Origin of the sequence: Variovorax sp. 22077 (genome assembly GCF_052044195.1) — a bacterium.
Taxonomy (GTDB): Bacteria; Pseudomonadota; Gammaproteobacteria; order Burkholderiales; family Burkholderiaceae_C; genus Variovorax; species Variovorax atrisoli.
Map to the genome: position 1 here is coordinate 94,760 of NZ_JBQEQC010000025.1, position 20,704 is coordinate 115,463.

18 protein-coding genes are annotated in these 20,704 nt (G+C 67.9%); 2 read left to right on the top strand and 16 right to left on the bottom strand.

The window, feature by feature from the left end; all coding sequences use genetic code 11:
- Positions 1 to 33: 33 nt before the first annotated feature.
- The 3 genes from ACTJLF_RS28575 to tal form a co-directional block, all read right to left on the bottom strand.
- Positions 34 to 366 (bottom strand): DUF805 domain-containing protein, encoded by a 333-nt coding sequence (locus ACTJLF_RS28575; protein WP_019654473.1) that lies wholly within the window; start codon positions 364 to 366, stop codon positions 34 to 36.
- A 142-nt stretch (positions 367 to 508) separates the two neighbouring features.
- Entirely contained in the window at positions 509 to 2,062 is a 1,554-nt protein-coding gene (gene pgi / locus ACTJLF_RS28580; protein WP_132752326.1) for a glucose-6-phosphate isomerase, read from the bottom strand.
- Between the two features lie 2 nt (positions 2,063 to 2,064).
- The gene (tal, locus tag ACTJLF_RS28585) at positions 2,065 to 3,018 is read right to left on the bottom strand and encodes a transaldolase (protein WP_132752325.1); all 954 of its coding nucleotides are present in this window, start codon (positions 3,016 to 3,018) and stop codon (positions 2,065 to 2,067) included.
- A gap of 271 nt (positions 3,019 to 3,289) precedes the next feature.
- On the opposite strand from tal, the gene ACTJLF_RS28590 reads away from it, so the two are divergent.
- Positions 3,290 to 3,952: a lipocalin family protein gene (locus tag ACTJLF_RS28590; RefSeq protein ID WP_132752324.1), complete on the top strand. Its 663-nt coding sequence runs from the start codon at positions 3,290 to 3,292 to the stop codon at positions 3,950 to 3,952.
- On the opposite strand, the gene ACTJLF_RS28595 is transcribed toward ACTJLF_RS28590, so the two are convergent.
- Genes ACTJLF_RS28595 through ACTJLF_RS28610 form a run of 4 tightly spaced genes read right to left on the bottom strand, consistent with a single transcriptional unit; the run spans position 3,898 to position 8,935 of the window.
- Positions 3,898 to 4,560, bottom strand: a complete 663-nt coding sequence (locus ACTJLF_RS28595) for an HAD family hydrolase (protein ID WP_132752323.1) — start codon at positions 4,558 to 4,560, stop codon at positions 3,898 to 3,900. The two genes, ACTJLF_RS28590 and ACTJLF_RS28595, sit on opposite strands and share 55 nt — an antisense overlap.
- Before the next feature lie 12 nt (positions 4,561 to 4,572).
- Positions 4,573 to 5,625 (bottom strand): ABC transporter ATP-binding protein, encoded by a 1,053-nt coding sequence (locus ACTJLF_RS28600; protein WP_132752322.1) that lies wholly within the window; start codon positions 5,623 to 5,625, stop codon positions 4,573 to 4,575.
- A 40-nt stretch (positions 5,626 to 5,665) separates the two neighbouring features.
- Positions 5,666 to 7,918, bottom strand: a complete 2,253-nt coding sequence (locus ACTJLF_RS28605) for an ABC transporter permease (RefSeq protein WP_132752321.1) — start codon at positions 7,916 to 7,918, stop codon at positions 5,666 to 5,668.
- The gene (locus tag ACTJLF_RS28610) at positions 7,919 to 8,935 is read right to left on the bottom strand and encodes an ABC transporter substrate-binding protein (protein WP_019654480.1); all 1,017 of its coding nucleotides are present in this window, start codon (positions 8,933 to 8,935) and stop codon (positions 7,919 to 7,921) included.
- A 167-nt stretch (positions 8,936 to 9,102) separates the two neighbouring features.
- Between ACTJLF_RS28610 and zwf the strand changes: the two genes are divergently transcribed.
- Complete coding sequence (gene zwf / locus ACTJLF_RS28615) at positions 9,103 to 10,575, top strand: glucose-6-phosphate dehydrogenase (protein WP_126182640.1); 1,473 nt, start codon at positions 9,103 to 9,105, stop codon at positions 10,573 to 10,575.
- A gap of 28 nt (positions 10,576 to 10,603) precedes the next feature.
- On the opposite strand, the gene ygiD is transcribed toward zwf, so the two are convergent.
- The 9 genes from ygiD to ACTJLF_RS28660 all read right to left on the bottom strand — a co-directional run bounded on the left by ygiD (position 10,604) and on the right by ACTJLF_RS28660 (position 20,496).
- A complete protein-coding gene (ygiD, locus tag ACTJLF_RS28620) occupies positions 10,604 to 11,521 on the bottom strand; it encodes a 4,5-DOPA dioxygenase extradiol (RefSeq protein WP_132752320.1) in 918 nt (305 codons plus the stop codon).
- Positions 11,522 to 11,598: 77 nt separating this feature from the next.
- Positions 11,599 to 13,104: a monocarboxylate uptake permease MctP gene (gene mctP, locus ACTJLF_RS28625; RefSeq protein ID WP_132752319.1), complete on the bottom strand. Its 1,506-nt coding sequence runs from the start codon at positions 13,102 to 13,104 to the stop codon at positions 11,599 to 11,601.
- Positions 13,104 to 13,283 (bottom strand): DUF3311 domain-containing protein, encoded by a 180-nt coding sequence (locus tag ACTJLF_RS28630; protein WP_019654484.1) that lies wholly within the window; start codon positions 13,281 to 13,283, stop codon positions 13,104 to 13,106. The genes mctP and ACTJLF_RS28630 overlap by 1 nt, the downstream gene beginning before the upstream one ends.
- Positions 13,284 to 13,436: 153 nt before the next feature.
- Entirely contained in the window at positions 13,437 to 14,471 is a 1,035-nt protein-coding gene (locus tag ACTJLF_RS28635; protein WP_019654485.1) for an ABC transporter ATP-binding protein, read from the bottom strand.
- A complete protein-coding gene (locus ACTJLF_RS28640) occupies positions 14,468 to 15,538 on the bottom strand; it encodes an ABC transporter ATP-binding protein (protein ID WP_126182636.1) in 1,071 nt (356 codons plus the stop codon). The genes ACTJLF_RS28635 and ACTJLF_RS28640 overlap by 4 nt, the downstream gene beginning before the upstream one ends.
- Positions 15,539 to 15,551: 13 nt before the next feature.
- The gene (locus ACTJLF_RS28645) at positions 15,552 to 16,463 is read right to left on the bottom strand and encodes an ABC transporter permease (RefSeq protein ID WP_019654487.1); all 912 of its coding nucleotides are present in this window, start codon (positions 16,461 to 16,463) and stop codon (positions 15,552 to 15,554) included.
- A gap of 158 nt (positions 16,464 to 16,621) precedes the next feature.
- Positions 16,622 to 18,208: an ABC transporter substrate-binding protein gene (locus tag ACTJLF_RS28650; RefSeq protein WP_019654488.1), complete on the bottom strand. Its 1,587-nt coding sequence runs from the start codon at positions 18,206 to 18,208 to the stop codon at positions 16,622 to 16,624.
- A gap of 31 nt (positions 18,209 to 18,239) precedes the next feature.
- Complete coding sequence (locus tag ACTJLF_RS28655) at positions 18,240 to 19,514, bottom strand: M20 aminoacylase family protein (RefSeq protein ID WP_440884352.1); 1,275 nt, start codon at positions 19,512 to 19,514, stop codon at positions 18,240 to 18,242.
- A 1-nt stretch (position 19,515) separates the two neighbouring features.
- The gene (locus ACTJLF_RS28660; protein WP_126182634.1) at positions 19,516 to 20,496 is read right to left on the bottom strand and encodes an ABC transporter permease; all 981 of its coding nucleotides are present in this window, start codon (positions 20,494 to 20,496) and stop codon (positions 19,516 to 19,518) included.
- Positions 20,497 to 20,704 lie beyond the last annotated feature (208 nt).

The window sequence follows — 20,704 nt, forward strand, 5'->3', positions numbered from 1 at the left end:
TGCGCGGCCCTTCATTGGTGGCTTGAAAAAGGCTCAGGCTGCCGGCGGTTCACCGTAGGCGTTGGACTCCGGCTGCGTCGGCTGCACGTAGAAGTAGATCAGCACGAGATTGACGAGCGGAATGAGGGCCAGCAGCAGCAGCCAGCCGGTCTTGCCGATGTCGTGCAGGCGGCGCGCGCCGACGGCCAGCGCCGGCAGCAGCAGGCCGAGTGCCGCGATGCCGTACACGAAGCGATGGATCAGGCTGGCCACGATGAGAACGACCAGCTGCGCGAGCACGAACCACCAGAACTCCGAGCGCGATGCACGCCCGCTGAAGTCCGCGTACTTGCTCAGACATGTCTTGACCGCTGTTTGAAAATCCATTGATCGACTCCTCTTTGTGTTGGTCCCAGGGAAATTTCCCCGGGCCATCATATAGACGCGTCTTTCAACGGCAAATACAGCCGTAAGCCATAGCCCGGCTTAAAACAAAAGGCTCCGAAAAGCCTTTGCTACAGGTGCCTGATCAGCTTCGCAGCCGCTCCAGCAGGCCCGCGGTGGAGGCATCGAGCCCCGTGATGTCGCCCGAAGCGAGGCGCGGCTCGATGTCCTTGGCGAGCACCTTGCCGAGCTCCACGCCCCACTGGTCGAAGCTGTTGATGCCCCACAGCGCGCCGCTGGTGAACACGCGGTGCTCGTACATGGCGAGGAATGCACCCAGCGCCTCGGGCGTGAGCTTCTCGAACACGAAGAAGCTGCTCGGCCGGTTTCCGGGGAAGTTCCTGTGGCCGCCCTCGTCGAGCTTGCCCACCATCAGCGCCTGGGCCTGTGCGAGCGCGTTGGCCAGCAGCTTCGGATGATGGCCTTCGAGGTCGTGCGAGGCATCGCGCACCGCCACGAACTCCAGCGGCGTCACGTCGGTGCCCTGGTGCAGCATCTGGAAGTAGGCATGCTGGCCGTTGGTGCCGGGCTCGCCCCACAGCACCGGCGAGGTGCCGAAGGCCAGCGGCTTGCCATCGGCGTCCACCTGCTTGCCGTTGCTTTCCATCTCGAGCTGCTGCAGATAGGCCGGCAGGCGCTTCAGGGCGCTGTGGTACGGCGCGATGCTGCGGCTCGTGAACTTGTGGAAGTTGCGGTACCAGACATCGAGCAGCCCGAGGCGCACCGGCAGGTTGCGCTCCAGCGGTACGGTGCGGAAGTGCTCGTCCATCGCATGCGCGCCGGCGAGCAGCCTGCGGAAGCCGTCTGCACCGATGGCCAGCGCGATCGGCAGCCCGATGGCCGACCACAGCGAATAGCGCCCGCCCACCCAGTCCCAGAAGCCGAAGGTGGTGTCGATGCCGAACTTCTTCGCGGCTTCCACATTGGTGGTGAGCGCGGCGAAGTGGCCCGCGATGTCGGTGCCGCCCGATTGCTCGTACCAGCGCTTGGCCGACTGCGCGTTGGTCATCGTCTCGGCGGTGGTGAAGGTCTTCGAGGCGATGAGGAACAGCGTGTGCTCCGGCGCCAGCCCCTTCAGCACGCCGGCCAGCTCGTGGCCGTCGACGTTCGAGACGAAGTGAAAGCGCTTGCCCGGCGCGGCGAATTCGGCCAGCGCCAGCACCGCCATCTGCGGACCGAGGTCGGAGCCGCCGATGCCGATGTTGACCACGTCGGTGATCGTGTGGTCGGCGCGCACCTTCTCCGCATAGGCCAGCATCGCGTCGAGCGTGGCGTGCACCTCGCGCAGCTCGCTGGCCGTCTTGGGGCCCGTGGGCGCATCGGCCGGCGCGCGCAGCAGCGTGTGCAGCACGGCGCGGTCTTCGGTGTTGTTGATGTGCTCGCCGGCGAACATGGCGTCGCGGTGCGCCTCCAGGCCGCATTCGCGGGCCAGCTTGAAGAGCAGCTCCTCGGTGCGCGCGTCGATCAGGTTCTTCGACAGGTCGGCGAAGACGTGGGGCGCCTCCTGGCTGAAGCGCGCGAAGCGGCCGGCGTCATCCACGAAGGCATGGCGCAGGTCGAACTGCCTGCCCGCGGTGTCGAAGCCGGCCTGCAATTGCGCCCAGGCGGGCGCGCGGTCGCAGCGAAGGGTCATGGCCATCTTCAAGCGCCGCTTTCCTGCATGAGCTTCTCGAGCTTCACGGCGTCGGCCGCGAAGGCGCGGATGCCTTCGGCCAGCTTCTCGGTGGCCATGGCGTCTTCGTTCAGCGCGAATCGGAAGCCCGCCTCGTCGTAGCTGACCTTGGCGACGTCGGCGCCGGTGGACTTGGGGTCGAGCGCGCGCTGCAGCGGCTCGTTGCTCGCGGCCAGCTCGGCCAGCAGCTCGGGGCTGATGGTCAGCAGGTCGCAGCCGGCCAGCGCCTTGATCTGGCCGACGTTGCGGAAGCTCGCGCCCATCACTTCGGTCTTGATGCCGTGCTGCTTGTAGTACGCGTAGATCTGGCGGACCGACTTCACGCCGGGGTCGTTGGCGCCCGCGTTCGCGGCCTCGTCCCAGCTGGAGCCGGCGGACTTCTTGTACCAGTCGTAGATGCGGCCCACGAAGGGCGAGATCAGCTGCACGCCCGCCGCGCCGCAGGCCACGGCCTGCGCGAAGGAGAACAGCAGCGTCAGGTTGGTGCGGATGCCCTTGCGCTCCAGCTGGCGCGCGGCCTCGATGCCTTCCCAGGTGGAGGCCACCTTGATGAGCAGGCGCTTCTCGGTGTCGATGCCTTCGGCCTTGTAGAGGGCCACGATGCGCTCGCCGCGTGCGATGGTCGCTGCCGTGTCGAAGGACAGGCGGGCGTCGACCTCGGTGGAGACGCGGCCCGGAATGATGGAGAGGATCTCGGTGCCGAAGCTCACCAGCAGGCGGTCGATGACTTCGTCGAGCGGCTTGCCGGAATGCTTTTTCACGGCGGCGTCGAGCAGGGGCCGGTACTCGGGTTTCTGCACGGCCTTGAGGATCAGCGACGGATTGGTGGTCGCATCCTGCGGCTTGGAAATGCTGAGCTGTTTGAAGTCACCGGTGTCTGCGACGACGGTGGTCCACTGGCGGAGTGCATCGAGTTGGTTCATGAAATCATTATCCTGTGCCGGTTGTGACGAGACCTGCACGCAATTGCGCGCCGGCCGATGTTTTCATGCGCACCGTAGCACGGGTTTCCGCATGGCTCCATCGGCCTGAGCCGAGTGGGGTTGTCGGTTTCTTCTCCGGTTTCTTCTCCCCTTGGCGCCCTACAGCGCCTGTGGTCCGCGGCTGACGGCCCGGCACCCGGCCTGCGGCTAGGCTTTGCCGTACTGCGAATGTCTTCAGCAGACGCAAAGTCTTTCCCCTTCAGGAGCCCTCATGACCACTCGCCGACCTCCCGCCAACGTCAGGCCCTTCGACGACCGCCGCACCAGCAACGCGATCGGCGCGATGGCCACGGCCTTCGTCGTGGGCGGGGTGGCCACGTGGTTCGCTCTGGGCGCCGCACGCACGGCGCGTGCCCAGCTCGCAGGCCCCGCAGACGGCGCACCGCTGATGCGCGCACCGCTGCAGGTGGTGGCGCCGGTCGACCTGGAGCGTTATGCGGGTGTCTGGCACGAGCAGGCGCGGCTGCCGAACCGCTTCCAGAAGCAATGCTCGGGCCCGGTGAGCGCCGAGTACACGCCCCAGCCCGACGGCACGGTGCGCGTGGTCAACCGCTGCGTACGGGAAGACGGCAACTTCGACGAGGCCGTGGGCACCGCCCGCGTGGTTCCGGTGGCGGGCCAGCCCGGCGCCGGCCGCCTCGAGGTGCGCTTCGCCCCCGCCTGGCTGAGCTGGCTGCCGATGGTCTGGGGGGACTACTGGATCCTGAAGCTGGACCGCGACTACCAGGTCTCGCTGGTCGGCACGCCCGACCGCGAGTACCTGTGGGTGCTCTCGCGCGCACCGCGCCTGGACGACGCGGTACTGCAGGCCGAGCTGGACTACGCCCGCAGCCTGGGGTTCGACACCGGCAAGGTGACGCTGACCGGCAGGTAACGCTGCAGCTGCGAGGGCAGCATGGCCGGCGAGGTGCAGTGGATGGCGTGCCAGCCGAAGGCGCGCGCTGCTTCCACGTTGGCAGCCGAATCGTCGATGAAGACGGTCTGCTCGGGATCGAGCGCGTAGCGCATCGCCAGCAGTTCGTAGATCTCGCGCTCGGGCTTGAGGAACTTCACGTCGCCCGAGAACACACCTCCGTCGAAACGTCCCATGAAGGCATGCCGGCGCTCGATGGCGCGGGCATAGGGCGAGGGCATGTTCGACAGGTAGTACAGCCGCAGCGGCTGCCCCGCCTCGCGGTGGGCGATCAGCTGCTCGAGCATCTCGACGGTGACGCCGATGGGCTCCAGCCGCTCGCCCAGCCCGTCGAGCATGGCGAACAACGGTTCGGGCGGGAGCCCCAGCCGTACCGACATGCGGGCGATGGAATCGGCCAGCGTGCGGGTGCCGCAGTCGAAGCTGGTCCAGTCGTCGTGATGGAAGAGCGCGCGGCCCATGGCCGCCGCGGCGGCTTCAGTGGGTGCGTGTGGGGCGAGATGGGCCTGTACCAGCCGGGTGGGCTCCCATGCGAACAGCACGGCGCCCAGGTCGAAAACCACGTTCATGGCCCCATTGTTTCATGCGCCGGGCACCACGCTCACGCCATGGGCTCCCAGGGACAGGGTGGCCTGGGCGCCGGCCGCCAGCGGGCTGGACAGGTCGGTCGACACCACGAAGACCGGCCCCAGACTGGTGTCGAAGCCGTATTCGTAGAAGCTGCCGAGGTAGGCCGACTTGCGCAGCGTGGCGGGCAGGCCGCCCGTGGCCTCGGCGCCGCCGATCCGCCAGGCCTCCGGCCGTACCGCCACCTTCACCGTGCCGGCCGCCACGGCGTAGCGCGGCTGCAGGCGCAGAGGACCCAGCGCCACGCTGCCATCGGCCTCGGCCACCGCCGGGAACACCATCGCCTCGCCCATGAAGCCGGCGACGAATTCGCTCTCGGGACGGCCGTAGAGCTGCTCGGGCGTGCCGCGCTGGGCGATCACGCCATGGTCCATCACGATGATCTGGTCGCTCACCGCCAGCGCCTCGCTCTGGTCGTGCGTGACGTAGGCCACCGTGAGCCTCAGCCGCTGCTGCAGCGCGCGGATCTCCTCGCGCATCTCGCGGCGCAGCCGGGCGTCGAGGTTCGACAGCGGCTCGTCGAAGAGCAGCACCGCGGGCTCCAGCACCAGCGCACGCGCCAGCGCCACCCGCTGCTGCTGGCCGCCGGACAGCTCGCTGGGCAGCCGCTCGTCGAAGCCGACCAGGCCCACGCCGCGCAGGGCCTCGCGCGCCCGCGCCGCGGCCTCCTCCTTCTTCACGCCGCTCATGCGCAGTCCGTAGGCCACGTTCTCGATCACGTTCATGTGCGGGAACAGGGCGTAGCTCTGGAACATCATGCTCACGTTGCGCTCGGCCGGCCCCAGCGTGGTGACGTCGCGCCCGCCCATCAGGATCGATCCCGAGGTCGGCGACTCGAGCCCCGCGATCATGCGCAGGGTGGTCGTCTTGCCGCAGCCCGAGGGGCCGAGGATGGTGGTGAGCGTGCCCTCCGGCACTTCGAAGCTGATGCCCTTGACGGCCAGCGGCGCGTTCTTGTCGCTGCCGTAGCGCTTGGTGACGTTGCGGAATTCGATGCCGTTGCTCATGAGTCAGAGTTTCCGATTGCCGGACGCGGAAGTCCGAATTTCATTGCGCCACCACCACGGCCGAGCCCGCCCCGCGCCGCCCCAGCCTGCGCTCGCCGACCACCCACTGGACCAGCGCGATGGCCAGCGACATCAGGATCATCAGCACCGTGCAGTACGCCAGCGCGATGCCGTAGTCGCCGTTGCCCACGCGGCCGATGATGTAGGTGGTGGCCAGCTCGTTTTCCGCGGTGACCAGGAAGATCACCGCGCTCACCGTCGTCATCGCGCGCACGAAGCTGTAGACCAGCGCGGCCACCAGGGCGGGCTTCAGCAGCGGCAGCACCACCCTGAAGAGCGTCTGCGAGGTGGAGGCGCGCAGCATCAGCGAGGCTTCGTCGAGCGAGCGGTCGAGCTGCTTGAAGGCCGCCGTGCCGGCGCGCACGCCCACCGGCAGGTTCCGGAACATGAAGCACAGCACGATGATGAGCCCCGTGCCCGTGAGCTCGAAGGGCGGCACGTTGAAGGCCAGGATGTAGCTCACGCCGAGCACGGTGCCCGGTATGGCGAACGCCAGCAGCGCGCCGAACTCGAAGAGGCCCTGCCCCCTGAACTCGTTGCGCGCCAGCAGCCACGCGATGAGCAGGCCCAGCGCCGCGGTGATGGGCGCCGAGATGCCCGCCAGCTTGAGCGTGGTGAGCAGCGAGTTCCACGCGGTGCCGGCCCACACCAGACCGAACTGTCCCCATTCGAGCGAGAACGCCGCCTTGAAGTGGTTAAGCGTGAAGGTGTAGTCGCGGCCCCAGGTCTGCACGAAGCCGCCCGCGAAGGCGAACAGGTAGACCACCGCGGTGAAGGCGATCCAGGGCAAGGCGATGCAGAGGATGGTCCGGCGCACGCCGTCGGGCAGCGCCATCGGGATGCCGGCGTCACCCTTGCCGCTGACGGTGGTGTAGTTCTGTTTGCCGAGCAGGCCGCGCTGCAGCGCGAACACGCCGAGGGCGAACAGCGTGAGCACCCAGGCCAGCGAGGCCGCGCGGCCCTGGTCGTACTGCGCGCCGACGATGGCGAAGAAGATGTCGGTCGACAGCACCGAGAACTGCCCGCCCACCACCACCGGGTTGCCGAAGTCGGCGATGCTCTCGATGAAGCCCACCAGGAAGGCGTTGGCCAGCCCCGGCTTCAGGAGCGGCAGCGTGATGGTGAAGAAGGCCCGGCGCCGGTCGGCGCGCAGCATCTGCGCGGCCTCCTCCAGGCTGGGCGCGATGCCCTGCACCACGCCGCGCATGATCATGAAGGCGATGGGCGTGAAGGCGAAGAGCTGCGCCACCAGCACGCCGGGCATGCCGTAGAACCAGCGCGTGGGCTCGATGCCGAACACGCTCTCCAGCACCTGGTTGACGATGCCCGCACGGCCGAAGAGCAGGATCAGCCCCAGCCCCACCACGAAGGGCGGCGTGATGATCGGCAGCAGCGCCAGCACCCGCAGCGCGCCCTGCCCGCGCTTGCTGCCGCGCTCGGCCATCAGCGCCATCAGCGTGCCGAGGAAGGTGGTGCCCGCCGCCGTGAGCAGCGCCAGCACCAGCGTGTTCCAGGCCACGCCGCAGCGCACGCCGCCTGCGAGACAGCCCAGCCCCCAGATGCGCTCGGTGAACACGCGGGCGACGAAGGCGGCGATCGACCACTGTCCGTCTTCGTTGAAGAACGCGCCCGACAGCGCCTTGCTCACGGGATACGCGATGAAGAGCGCCATCAGCACGCCGCAGCCGACGACCGCCGCCGAGACGAACAGGTCGCCCTTGAAAAGCCCCAACCGCGCGATGCCGAAGGCCGCCAGCAGCACCAGCGCGGTGAGCGCCACGAAGCCGCCCGCGCCGATGCCGAACTGGTTGACCGCCAGCTCGCCGAACTGCGCGTTGAGCGCGGCCACGCTCCAGCCGCGCGCGCCGATGGTGAAGCCGGTCGCCGCAAGCCCGAGCGCGCCGATCAGGCCTCCGGCCAGCAGCCAGCGCCCCTGCGCCCTGCCCGGCGGAAGCCATGCGCCCACCGCGCACAGCAGCAGGCCGGCCAGGCCCACGAAGAGCCAGCTGCGGCCCTGCGTGGCCGCCTGCATCAGGCCGTTGGCACCTTCCGCCTGGCTGAAAACCTGCGGAACGGCCTCGTACCAGGTCGAATCCTGGATCGCATACCAGGGCAGCAGCAGGTAGCCCGCAAGGCCCAGCACGACCCACGCCCAGACCCAGCGCCGCGAGCGCCGGGCCGCCGCCAGCGACGCCGGGTTGACCGGCGCGCCTTCGATAGCACGCGCTTCCACTTACCGGGGCAGCGAGTTGACGTCTTTCTCCCAGCGCGCGATCAGCCGGCGCCGCTCCGCGCTGGCGCCGTACTTGGCGTAGTCGTAGTTGATGAACTTGATCTTCTTGAAGTCGGGAATGCGCGGATCGAGCTTGGCGTTCACGTTGCTCGGCAGCTGGAACTGCTTGTTGGCGGCGCCCAGCTCCTGCGCGGCGGGCGTCAGGGCCCACTCATAGAACTTCTTGGCCGCGTCGAGGTTGCGCGCGCCCTTGACGATACTCATGGAGCCGATCTCGGCGCCGGTGCCGTCGCTCGGGGTGATGGTCTCGACCGGAAAGCCCTGCATCTTCTCGCCCGGGCCGTCGTGCACGAAGCTGATCGACACGGCCGTCTCGCCGCGCGCCACCGCCTTGATCGGGCCGGTGCCCGAGCGGGTGTACTGGCCGACGTTCTTGTGCAGGGCCTTGAGGTATTCGAAGGCCTTGTCCTCGCCCATGAGCTGCACCAGCGTGGCGATCATGGTGTAGGCCGTGCCGCTGGAGGCCGGATTGGCCACCTGGATGTCGCCCTTGTATTCGGGCTTGAGCAGGTCGGCCCAGGTCTTGGGCACGGGCAGCTTTTTCTTGGCCAGCAGCTCGGGGTTGTAGCCGAAGCCCAGCGGGCCCGAGTAGATGCCCACCGTCTTGTAGCCAGACTGCTTGGCCTGCTGCTGTGCCCAGGGGTGCAGCTGAGGCAGCGTGGGCGACTTGTATTCGAGCGTGAGGCCCTGCTCGGCCGCCTGCAGGTGCGGGTCGCCGGTGCCGCCGAACCAGACGTCGGTCTTGGGGTTGTCCTTTTCGGCGATCAGCTGGGCCAGGGCCTCGCCCGAGCCCTTGAGCGCCATGTTGATGCGCACGCCGGTGGTGCGGGCGTATACCGTCGAGATCACGCTGCACCATTCGGCCTGCACCGAGCAGATCACGTTGACGGTCTGCGCCGAAGCCGCAGCCGACAGGCCCAGCAGCGCTGCCATTGCAAGAAGCTTGTTCTTCTTCATCGGGTCTCTCTTCCTCTGAGCAATAAAAAAAGGCCTCGCGGCCATCGGACAGCGTAGCTTTAGTACAGGCCTGGCGAATCCGTACAAGTACCATCGTGGCTGGCGAATTCGCTTTCGCGACCAGGGCAGCCTGGCCAGGCATTCAGACAAGGAAGGAAAGTTTTCTCATGAGCTTCGATCTCGTTCTGTTCGGCGGTACTGGCGATCTCGCGTGGCGCAAGCTGATGCCCGCGCTGTTCCAGGCCTTCCGGCACGGCAGCCTGCCTCCCGACGGGCGCATCGTCGGCGTGGCGCGGGACGACCTGTCGGACGACCAGTACCGGGAGCTGATCCAGTCGCGCTTCAGCGCCGTCGAAGGCGCCAAGCGGCCCTCGCCCGAGGAGTTCAAGAAGTTCGCCTCCATGCTGCACTACCTGCGCATGGACCTCTCCAAGCCCGACGACTACGCCCGCCTGGCCGACCTGCTCAAGCAGCGCGATGCCAAGACGGTCGTGATGTACGTGGCCACCGCCCCGGCGCTCTTCACCCAGGTGGTCGAGCAGATCGCCGCGGCCGGCCTGAACGGCCCGCGCACCCGCATCGTGCTGGAGAAGCCCCTGGGCCACGACCTGGCCTCCAACCGCGCCATCAATTCCGCCGTGGGCAAGGTGCTCGAGGAGAAGCAGGTCTTCCGCATCGACCACTACCTCGGCAAGCCCTCGGTGCAGAACCTCTTCGCCATGCGCTTCGGCAATGCGCTGTTCGAGCCCATCTGGCGCCGCGAGCACATCGCCAACATCCAGATCACCATCGCGGAAGACCTGGGCGTGGAAAAGCGCGGCGCCTTCTACGACCAGACCGGGGCGCTGCGCGACATGGTGCAGAACCACGCGCTGCAGCTGCTGTGCGCGATCGGCATGGAGCCGCCCATCAACTCGCACGCCGACGCCATCCGCGACGAGAAGCTCAAGGTGCTGCGTGCGCTGAAGCCCTGGACGCCCGAGAGCCTGGGCCTGCACGCAGTGCGCGGCCAGTACACGGCCGGCACGGCCTACGGCGAGCGGGTGCAGGGCTACCGCGACGAGCCGGGCGTGAACCCCGACAGCCGCACCGAGACCTTCGTGGCGCTGCGCACCGAGATCGCCAACTGGCGCTGGGCCGGCGTGCCCTTCTACATCCGCACCGGCAAGCGCCTGGCCTCGCGCGACGCGCGCATCGAGGTCAACTTCCGGCCCACGCCGCACGCCATCTACCGCGCGCCGGCCGGCAACGTCAACAAGCTGGTGATCAACCTGCAGCCCAAGGACGGGCTGGAGCTGCACATGCTCGCGCAGGCGCAGGACAACCGCCAGCGCAGCAACGGCAACCAGAGCTCCGCCGCCCAGCTGGCGCCGGTGCAGCTCGACCTCGACTTCGACAAGCGCTTCGGCTCCGAGCGTGTGGGCGCCTACGAGCGGCTGCTGCTGGATGTGATCGACGGCCGCCTCAACCTGTTCGTGCGCAGCGACGAGCAGGAAGAGGCATGGCGCTGGGTCGAGCCGCTGCTCGAGAGCTGGGAATCCGACGGCGGCCCGCGCCCCTATGCGGCCGGCACCTGGGGCCCGAGCGCATCGAGCGCGATGATCGCGCGCGACGGCTTCTCCTGGGGCGAGGAGCAGTAAGCCCGGTCCTCACCCGCTCCGGGCCCGCTCAGCCGAACTGCAGGCAACGCATGCTGAGCGTGCCCGACTGGAATCCTTCGTAGACCGTCTTCGCGCGCTCGCTGCTGCCGGCGGCGCCCAGCGCGTAGAGGAAGGGGTAGTAGTGATCGGGCGTCGCCACCGCGGTGGCCGCGCCTTCCAGCTTCACGTAGTCGACCAGCGCCCGGTCGTCGCGGCCCGCCAGCGCCGACTTCACCGCATCGTCGAAGGACTGCGCCCACGGCCGGCTGGCGCTCGGGCCGTCCGGCACGCCGCGGTCGGTGGCGCGCAGGTTGTGGACCACGTTGCCGCTGCCCATCACCAGCACGCCCTTGTCGCGCAGCGCGGCCAGGTCTCGCCCCACCGCGTAATGGAAGGCGGCCGGCTTGTCGTAGTCGATGCTGAGCTGGAACACCGGGATGTCGGCCTTGGGGTAGAGGTGCTTCAGCACCGTCCACGTGCCGTGGTCCAGGCCCCACTGGTCGGTGGCGATCACCGGCGTCTGCTTCACCGCACCCACGGTCTCGCGGGCGAATGCCGGGTGGCCCGGCGCCGGGTATTCGACGTCGAACAGCGCCTGCGGGAAGCCGCCGAAGTCGTGGATCGTCTTCGGCCGCTCCTGGATTCCGACACCGGTGGCGCCGCGGCTCAGCCAGTGCGCCGAGACGCTGAGGATCGCCGACGGCCGCGGCAGCTCCCTGCCCCACGCCGCCAGCCGGCGCGTGAAGCCGTTGTCGGTGATGGCGTTCATCGGCGAGCCATGGCCGATGAAGAGCACCGGCATGCGCCGCGTGGGCGATCCCGCGGCCTGCACGCTGCAGGCCAGCGAGGCCAGCGAGGCCAGCACCGCGGTCGCGCCGAGCGCGGTGCCCATCAGGAAGCCGCGGCGGCCGGGTTCGGGGGTTGCGAGAGTCGTCGTCAGTGGCATGCCGGCACTCTGCAACAGTTTCCGGCGCAAGGCAGTGCCTTTGCGCACACTTTCTCGAAAGCGACCGGCGGCTGACGCTACTTTCCGGCCAGCACGGGCGCTTCGCGCAGCGGTGCGCCCTTGACCACCAGCTGCACCGCCACCGCGACGACGATGTTGAGCACGAGCGCCGCCAGCCCGGTGTAGAGCGTGTAGCTGTCCCCGCCGATCACGAAGGTGTGCACGGGCTTGATGCCGTCCGAGAACGCCAGCCAGCTGCCGCCGGCCAACCCCACGGCCCAGCCGGCCAGGAGCGCCGGCGCGCGGAACCAGCCGAAGAACAGCCCGAACACCACCGCCGGGAAGGTCTGCAGGATCCACAGGCCGCCCAGCAGCTGCAGGTCGAGCGCGAACTGCGTGGGCAGAAACAGGATGAACACCAGCGCCCCCAGCTTGACCACCAGCGACACGATCTTCGCCACCTTGGCCTCGCCCGCCGGGGTGACATCGGGCCGCACGTAGGCCTTCCAGAAATTGCGCGTGAACAGGTTGGCCGCGCCGATCGACATCACCGCCGCCGGCACCAGAGCGCCGATGGCGATGGCCGCGAACGCGAAGCCCGCGAACCACGACGGGAACAGTGCGTTGAAGAGCGCCGGCACCACGTCGTTGTTGCTCTTCACCGAGAGATGCGCCGCATAGGCCATGTAGCCCAGCAGCGCGATCAGCCCCAGCAGCACCGTGTAGGCCGGCAGGAAGACGGCGTTCTTGCGGATGGTGTTGGCGCTCTTCGCCGCGAAGATGCCGGTCAGCGTGTGCGGGTACATGAAGGCCGCCAGCGCCGAGCCCAGCGCCAGGCTCGCATACGGCAGGTACTGGGCCGGCTTGAGCGTGAGCCCGGTGGCGCCGCCCTTGGCCGCGAAGGCATCGCCGGCAACCTGGAACACGTGGCCGTAGCCGCCGAGCTTCATGGGCACCAGCACCACCGCCACCAGTACCACGATGTAGATCATCAGGTCCTTGACAAAGGCGATGAGCGCCGGCGCCCGCAGGCCCGCCGAGTAGGTGTAGAGGGCGAGGATCACGAAGGCGGCCGCCAGCGGCAGCTCGCCCGTGAGGCCCAGCGCCTTGATGACCACCTCCATGCCCACCAGCTGCAGCGCGATGTACGGCATGGTCGCGACCACGCCGGTCACCGCGATGGCCAGTTCCAGGGCCCGTGAGCCGTAGCGCCCGTACACCACGTCGGCAGCCGTGACGTGCCCTGCCTTGTGAGCGGCATGCCAGAGCTTCGGCATGATGATGAAGACGATCGGGTAGACGAGGATGGTGTACGGCAGCGCGAAGAACCCATAGGCGCCCACGGCGTACACCAGCGCGGGCACCGCGATGACGGTGTAGGCGGTGTAGAAGTCGCCGCCCACCAGGAACCAGGTGATCCAGGTGCCGAAGTTGCGCCCGCCCAGGCCCCATTCATCCAGATGGGCGCCCTTGTGGCTCGCGCCGCCGCTTTGCCATCGCGAGGCCGCGAAGCCCATCACCGTGACCAGCACGAAAAAGAAGACGAAGACCGAGAGCGCGGTCCAGTTGATCTGGCCGTCCATCATTCGTCTCCCGCGTCATACCCGCTGCGGTAGACGATCCAGATCAGCAGTGCCGTGACGGGAACCCACAGCAGCTGGTACCAGTAGAAGAAGGGGAAGCCGAACAGCGCCGGCAAGGGGCTGTTGTAGAACGGCAGCCAGAGAAGCCCGACGAAGGGCAACAGGAGCAAGGCCTGCATGTGCTGTTCTCCTTGGTGTGATTTTTACGAAAGCACACCAAGGCTTATAGACCTAAAGCCGAACACGCGGCGCCGACCCCGGAATTGCGCGCGTCGCCAGCCCCTCTCCTCTCCCTTCCTTCCCTGCCGCTTCCCTGCCCTTCGCTACAGACGCTAGATGCGCCCTTCTTCCACCGCATGGCAGGCCACCTGCACGCCACCGATGCTCGACAGCTTCGGCCGCTCCGCCGAGCAGCGCGCATTCGCATGCGGGCAGCGCGGATGGAAGGCGCAGCCCGCGGGCGGGTTCAGCGGATTCGGCACCTCTCCCTGCACCGGGGTGCGCGAGCGGCCGGTCTGCTTCATCTGCGGGATGGCGTCCAGCAGCATGCGCGTGTACGGATGGCGCGGCGCCGAGAACAGGTCCTGCTTGTCCGCCACCTCGACCAGCCGGCCTAGGTACATCACGCCGACCTGGTCGGCCACGTGCCGCACCACGGCGAGGTTGTGCGAGATGAAGAGGTAGGTCAGGCCCTGCTCGCGCTGCAGGTCCTTCATGATGTTGAGCACCTGCGCCTGCACGCTCACGTCGAGCGCGGAGGTGGGCTCGTCGCAGACCAGGAACTCGGGCTGCGTGGCAAGGGCGCGCGCGATGGAGATGCGCTGGCGCTGGCCACCGGAGAACTGGTGCGGGTACTTGCTCATGTCCAGCGGCGACAGGCCCACCGACTTCAGCAGCTCGCCCACGCGCTCGCGCAGCGCGGCCTTGTCGCTGAGGATGTCGTGCTCGCGCAGCGGCTCGCCGATGATGTCCTCCACGATCCAGCGCGGGTTGAGGCTCGCGTAGGGGTCCTGGAAGATCATCTGGATGCGGCGGCGCAGCTTGCGGCCTTCGGCGGTCTTGAAGGCGGCGTGCGCATCCTGCCCGTCGAACTTCAGGCCGCCGCGCGTGGGTGCGTAGAGCCCCACCAGCAGCCGCGCCACGGTGCTCTTGCCGCAGCCCGATTCGCCCACCAGCGCCAGCGTCTTGCCGCGCTCGATGGAGAAGCTCACGCCGTCCACCGCATGCAGCAGCACGCGCGGCTTGCGCTCGAGCACGCGGTTGAGCCAGGGCGGCGAGACGTCGAAGGTGCGCGCGAGGTCGTGGGCGACGACGAGCGGCTCGCCATTCGCCGGGGTGCTCGCCACGGTGCTTGCAACGGCGTTCATCGCGTCACCTCCACGATGCTCTCGGCAGCCTCGGGCGTGGCGCGCTCGCCCGCCGCCATCGCTTCATGGTGCCTCGCGGCGATCTCGGCCTGGCCCACGTGCGGGTCGGCAGCGTCGTGCAGCCAGCAGGCGGCGCGCGTGGCGCCGGCATGCATGAGCTCGGGGCGCTCGACCAGGCAGCGCGCGAAGGTGCGCGGGCAGCGAGGGTTGTAGGCGCAGCCGGCCGGGATGGCATTGAGCCGCGGCATCGCACCGTCGATCTGGTTGAGGCGCTCGCGGTCGCTGGTCATGTCGGGAATCGAGCCCATCAGGCCCGAGGTGTAGGGATGCGCGGGCTGGTGGATCACCTCGTGCACCGGGCCGATCTCGGCGATGCGCCCGGCGTACATCACCGCCACGCGGTCGCAGGTCTCGGCGATCACGCCCATGTCGTGCGTGATCAGCATCACCGCCGCGCCGCGTTCCTTGCAGACCTGCTTGAGCAGCTGGATGATCTGCGCCTGGATCGACACGTCGAGCGCGGTGGTCGGCTCGTCGGCCACGATGAGCTTGGGCTCGGCCGCGAGCGCGAGCGCGATCACCACGCGCTGGCGCATGCCGCCGGAGAACTGGTGCGGGAAGTGGTCGATGCGCTGCTCGGCCGCCGGAATACCTGTGTCCTGCAGCAGACCGATGGCCCGCTTGCGCGCCTCGGCCTCGCTCACCGGCAGGTGGGCGCGGATGGTTTCCACCAGCTGGCGGCCCACGGTGTAGAGCGGGTTCAGCGAGGTCAGCGGGTCCTGGAAGATCGCGCCGATCTTTCGCCCGCGGATGGGTCGCATCGCCTCGAAGCCGAGGTTGTCGATGCGCTGGCCCTCCAGCAGGATCTCGCCGCCGGCCACGCGGCCCGGCGGCTCCAGCAGGCCGATGATGGCCGCGCCGGTGAGCGACTTGCCGGCGCCCGATTCGCCCACCACGCCCAGGATCTCCCCGGGCGCGATGTCGAAGGAAATGCGGTCCAGCGCGCGCAGCGTGCCGCGGCGGTGGGGAAATTCGACGACGAGGTCTTTGACTTGCAACAGGCTCATGGCGCTACCTCTCTCATCGCAGGCGGGGGTTCAATGCGTCGCGCAGCCAGTCGCCCAGCAGGTTCACGCTGAGCGCGATCAGCACCAGCATCAGGCCGGGGAACACGGTGATCCACCATTCGCCCGAGAACAGGTACTGGTTGCCGATGCTGATGAGCGTGCCCAGCGAAGGCGAAGTGGGCGGCACGCCGACGCCGAGGAACGACAGCGTGGCCTCGGTGATGATGGCCGTCGCCACCTGGATCGTGGCGAGCACCGTCACCGGCCCCAGCACGTTGGGCAGCACGTGGCGCAGCATGATGCGCAGCGGCGCCACACCGGTGACGCGCGCGGCCTGCACGTACTCCTTGCTGCGCTCCACCAGCGTGGAGCCGCGCACCGTGCGCGCGTACTGCACCCAGCCGGTCAGCGAGATGGAGATGATCAGCACGCCGAAGGCGAGCGACTCGTGCGCCCCCGGAAAGAGCGCGCGTCCGACGCCCGCGATCAGCAGCGCCACCAGGATCGGCGGGAACGACAGCATCACGTCGCATACGCGCATGAGGAAGGAGTCGAGCCAGCCGCCGAAGAAGCCGGCCAGCAGGCCCAGCACCACGCCGACCGCGACCGACAGCACCACCGACACCATGCCGACGATCAGCGAGATGCGCGCGCCGTAGATCACGGCCGATAGGATGTCGCGGCCCTGGTCGTCGGTGCCCAACAGATACTTGGAGGAGCCTTCGGCGCTCCATGCGGGCGGTAGCCGCGCGTCACCCAGTTCCAGAGTGGCCAGGTCGAAGGGGTTGTGCGGCGAGACCCAGCCGGCGAACACCGCGCAGAACACGCAGACCAGCGCGATCAGCGCCGCGGCCATGGCCACGGGCGATGTGCGGAAGCTGTAGCCGACATCGCTGTCGAGCCAACGGGCAAGTGTTTTCTTCATCGCCGGGCCGCCCCAGGATGAAAAGCGGCCCCCTCGGGGGGCAGCGGACCTTGCGCAGCAAGGGGAGCGTGGGGGTTATTTTTCATCGCGAAGCAAAAAGGAATGGGCCCGCAAGAAGCGGGCCCATGGTCAGGCCGCCGTGCGGGCGGCCCGCTGTCTTACGGCTTGATGCTCATCCACTTGAACGGCATGTAGTTGTCGGCCATCTGCGTGAGCGACACCTTCTTGCTCACACCCCAGGCCAGCGTCTGCTGGTGCAGCGGCAGGTGGCCCACGTCGGCGGTGTGAAGGTCGAAGGCTTCCTTGATCATCGCGTCGCGCTTGGACTTGTCGGTTTCAGACTGGATCTTCTTGGTCAGCTCGTCGACCTTCGGATTGCAGTACGCGCCCAGGTTGAACTGGCCGGCTCCGGTCTTGTCGTCGGGGCAGGCCATCAGCGCGGTCAGCGCGTTGTGCGAGTCGTAGGTGGTCGGGGTCCAGCCCAGCATGTAGAAGCTGGTGTCGCGGCGCAGCACCTTCGGGAAGTAGGTGCCCTTGGTCTCGGCCGCGAGGTTGATCTTGACGCCGATCTTCGCGAGGTTCGACGCCACGCTCTGGCAGATCTGGCCGTCGTTGACGTAGCGGTCGTTCGGGCAGTTCATGGTGACCTCGAAGCCATTCGGGTAGCCGGCGTCGGCCAGCAGCTTCTTGGCGCCTTCGACGTCCAGCGGCAGGCGCTTGTCCTGGGCTTCGGTCCAGCCGTTGATGCCGGGGCCGACCATCAGGCCGGTCGGGCGCGAGGCGCCGCGCATCACGGTGCGCTGGATGCCCACGATGTCGATGGCCTGGTAGAAGGCCTGGCGCACGCGCTTGTCCTTGAACGGGTTCTTGCCCTTCACGCTGGAGTAGAGCAGTTCGTCGCGCTTCTGGTCCATTCCCAGGAAGATGGTGCGCAGCTCGGGGCCGGCGATGACGCGGGCGTTCGGGCTGGCATTGACGCGCGCGATGTCCTGCACCGGCACGGGCTCCATCACGTCGACCTCGCCCGAGAGCAGCGCCGCGACGCGGGTGGCCGGGTTGGCGATCGGCGTGAAGATGATTTCCTGCGCGTTGCCTTCGATCTTGCCCCAGTAGGTCGGGTTGCGCGTGAACACGGTGCGCACGTTCGGCTGGCGTTCGCGCACGCGGTACGGACCGGTGCCGTTGGCCTTGAACGAGGCGGTGTTCTCGATGCCCTTGCGGCGGTCCACGGGCGTGACGGCCTTGTTTTCTTCGCACCACTTCTTGCTCATGATCATGAGCTGCGTGATGACGTCGGGAAGGATGGGGAACGGCCCCTTGGTCTCGATCTCGATGGTGTGCGAGTCGACCTTGCGCACTTCCTTGATGTCGGTGGTGTTCGACTTCATGTCCGAGCCGTCGCCCGAGGCGCGCGCGAAGCTGAAGAGAACGTCGTCTGCCGTGAACGGCGTGCCATCGTGGAACTGCACGTTCTTGCGCAGTTCGAAGCGCCACACCGTGGGCGAGGTCTGCTTCCAGCTGGTGGCCAGCAGCGGCGCGACGCTCAGGTCCTTGTTGCGTCCGACCAGAGTTTCATAGACGTTGGCAGTGGTGCTCAGCTGCAGCGACTCGTTGAGCGAGTGCGGGTCCAGCGATAGCGCGTCCCCCTGGTTCGCGATGCGGATGGTCTGCGCACCGGCGACCATGCTGAAGGCGCTCAGGGCGCACAAAACGGCGGCCGCAGCCACATTCTTCTTGAAACTCATGGGAACACTCCTCGGGTTGGAATCAAACAAATCACGTCGCCGCGGTGGCGGCTGCTTTCCCTGGCTGCGCGCCGCGGGTAGCGGCAAGCGGCATGCCCTGCTCGATCAGGCCGGCATGCAGCGCGGCGCCCAGCGGCAGGATCTCGTCGTTGAAGTCGTAGCGGCTGTTGTGCAGATACGCGCCGTCGCGCACGTTCTGGCCGATGCGAAGGTAGGCGCCGGCCTTCTTCTGCAGCATGAAGGAGAAGTCTTCCGCGCCCATGCTGGGCTCCATGCTGCGCTCGACGTTGCGCGCGCCGACCAGCGACTCGGCCACGTCGGCCGCGAACATGGCCTCGGGCGCGGTGTTGATGGTGGCCGGGTAGATGCGTTCGTACTTGACGGTGGCCGTTGCGCCGAAGCCGGAGGCGATGGCCGCGCACAGCTCGTTCAGGCGCTGCTCGACCTGCGCCTGCACGCGCGAGCTGAAGGTGCGCACGGTGCCGACCAGCGTCGCCTCGCCGGGCACCACGCTCATCGCGCCGAGGTCGCCGGCCTGCATCGCGCAGATGCTGATGACGGCCGCATCGATCGGTCGCACGTTGCGCGACACGATCGTCTGCGCCGCGGTGATGATGTGCGCCGCGACGATCACCGGGTCGATGGTCTGGTAGGCGTGCGCGCCGTGGCCGCCCTTGCCCTTGATCTCGATGGTGATGCGGTCGGCCGCGGCCATCATCGCGCCACGGTTGATGCCCACCGTGCCGGCCGGCATGGCGGGCCAGTTGTGCATCGCGTAGACGGCGTCGACCGGGAAGCGGTCGAACAGGCCGTCCTCGATCATCACGCGCGCGCCGGCGAAGCCTTCCTCGCCGGGCTGGAAGATGAGCACCGCGGTGCCGTCGAAGTTGCGCGTCTCGGCCAGGTAGCGCGCGGCGCCGACCAGCATTGCGGTGTGGCCGTCGTGGCCGCAGCCGTGCATCAGGCCGTCGCAGGCGGAGCGCCAGGCGAAGTCGTTGTCCTCGCGCATGGGCAGCGCATCCATGTCGGCGCGCAGGCCGATCATCCGGCCGCTGGCCGTCGAGCGGCCGCGGATCACGCCGACCACACCGGTCTTGCCGATGCCGTCGTGGATCTCGTCGACGCCGCAGGCACGCAGCGCCTCGCGCACACGCCCGGACGTGTACACCTCCTCGAAGCCGAGCTCGGGATGGGCGTGCAGGTCGCGGCGGAAAGCCTCGATCTCGGGGTAGAAGCTGGCGATGTGGGCGAACGCGCGGCCGGAGGCCGTCAGTCGCGGAGCTGCCGTCGTTCCCGAAGTCGTCATTTCAGTGGCCTCCTGCCCTGCCCACGCGCAGTCGCGGGTCGACCACGAAATACAGCAGGTCGACCACGAGGTTGATCACCACGAAGATCAGGGCGATGAGGCACAGGTAGGCCGCCATCACCGGGATGTCGGCGAAGGTCACGGCCTGGATGAAGAGCAGGCCCATGCCGGGCCACTGGAACACCGACTCGGTGATGATCGCGAACGCGATGAGGCCGCCGAGCTGCAGGCCGGTGATGGTCATCACCGGCACCAGCGTGTTCTTGAGCGCATGGCCGAAATGGATGGCGCGGTTCGACAGGCCCCGTGCGCGCGCGAACTTGATGTAGTCGGTGCGCAACACCTCCAGCATCTCGGCGCGCACCAGCCGCATGATCAGTGTGAGCTGGAAGATCGCCAGCGTCACCGCCGGGAGCACGATGTGCTGCCAGCCATCGACGCTGAAGAGGCCGCTGGTCCACCAGCCGAAGTTCACCGTCTCGCCCCGGCCGAAGCTGGGGAACCAGCCCAGCGTGACCGCGAAGACCAGGATCAGCAGGATGCCGATGAGAAAGGTCGGCAGCGACACGCCGATCAGCGACACGGTCATGAACACCTGGCTCATGAAGGTGCCGCGGCGCAGCGCGGTGTACACGCCCATCGGGATGCCGATGAAGAGCGCCAGCACGGCGGCGACCAGTGCGAGCTCGAGCGTGGCCGGGAAGCGCTCGCCGATCAGGCGCGACACCTTCGCGCCCTGGCGCAGGCTCAGGCCGAATTCGCCCTGCGCCGCATTCACGAGAAAGTGCCAGAACTGCACGAAGAAGGGTTGGTCGAGCCCCAATGCGGCCCGCAGTTCGCGGATCTGCTCGGGCTTGGCGTCCTGCCCCAGCAGGAACACGACGGGGTCGCCGACGTATTGGAAAAGAAGGAAGGCGATGAACGCGACCGCGATCATCACGATCACGGCCTGGATCAGGCGGCGCAGTACAAAGGCGATCATTCAGCGAGCAAAGTGAACGGGCATGCTAGCAGTGCAAGGTGCGTGCCCGCACGGGGGTTCCCCGGGGGTGCGCATCGTGATTCCCCAAGGAAATGCGAGGAAGGTCCGGACGAAAAAAAGCCACTCGACTTTCGCCGAGTGGCTTTTGACTTTTTAACCGAAGCTGGCTTGCGCCAGCGTCAGATTAGAAAGCGTGACGGATACCGAA

Coding starts and splice junctions, on each gene's coding strand:
- ACTJLF_RS28635 (WP_019654485.1), bottom strand. CDS start 14,471: ATGAACGCCGTTGCAAGCACCGTGGCGAGCACCCCGGCGAATGGCGAG.
- ACTJLF_RS28650 (WP_019654488.1), bottom strand. CDS start 18,208: ATGAGTTTCAAGAAGAATGTGGCTGCGGCCGCCGTTTTGTGCGCCCTG.
- ACTJLF_RS28630 (WP_019654484.1), bottom strand. CDS start 13,283: ATGCAGGCCTTGCTCCTGTTGCCCTTCGTCGGGCTTCTCTGGCTGCCG.
- ACTJLF_RS28655 (WP_440884352.1), bottom strand. CDS start 19,514: ATGACGACTTCGGGAACGACGGCAGCTCCGCGACTGACGGCCTCCGGC.
- mctP (WP_132752319.1), bottom strand. CDS start 13,104: ATGGACGGCCAGATCAACTGGACCGCGCTCTCGGTCTTCGTCTTCTTT.
- ACTJLF_RS28575 (WP_019654473.1), bottom strand. CDS start 366: ATGGATTTTCAAACAGCGGTCAAGACATGTCTGAGCAAGTACGCGGAC.
- pgi (WP_132752326.1), bottom strand. CDS start 2,062: ATGGCCATGACCCTTCGCTGCGACCGCGCGCCCGCCTGGGCGCAATTG.
- ACTJLF_RS28640 (WP_126182636.1), bottom strand. CDS start 15,538: ATGAGCCTGTTGCAAGTCAAAGACCTCGTCGTCGAATTTCCCCACCGC.
- zwf (WP_126182640.1), top strand. CDS start 9,103: ATGAGCTTCGATCTCGTTCTGTTCGGCGGTACTGGCGATCTCGCGTGG.
- ACTJLF_RS28600 (WP_132752322.1), bottom strand. CDS start 5,625: ATGAGCAACGGCATCGAATTCCGCAACGTCACCAAGCGCTACGGCAGC.
- tal (WP_132752325.1), bottom strand. CDS start 3,018: ATGAACCAACTCGATGCACTCCGCCAGTGGACCACCGTCGTCGCAGAC.
- ACTJLF_RS28590 (WP_132752324.1), top strand. CDS start 3,290: ATGACCACTCGCCGACCTCCCGCCAACGTCAGGCCCTTCGACGACCGC.
- ACTJLF_RS28660 (WP_126182634.1), bottom strand. CDS start 20,496: ATGATCGCCTTTGTACTGCGCCGCCTGATCCAGGCCGTGATCGTGATG.
- ACTJLF_RS28595 (WP_132752323.1), bottom strand. CDS start 4,560: ATGAACGTGGTTTTCGACCTGGGCGCCGTGCTGTTCGCATGGGAGCCC.
- ACTJLF_RS28645 (WP_019654487.1), bottom strand. CDS start 16,463: ATGAAGAAAACACTTGCCCGTTGGCTCGACAGCGATGTCGGCTACAGC.
- ACTJLF_RS28610 (WP_019654480.1), bottom strand. CDS start 8,935: ATGAAGAAGAACAAGCTTCTTGCAATGGCAGCGCTGCTGGGCCTGTCG.
- ygiD (WP_132752320.1), bottom strand. CDS start 11,521: ATGCCACTGACGACGACTCTCGCAACCCCCGAACCCGGCCGCCGCGGC.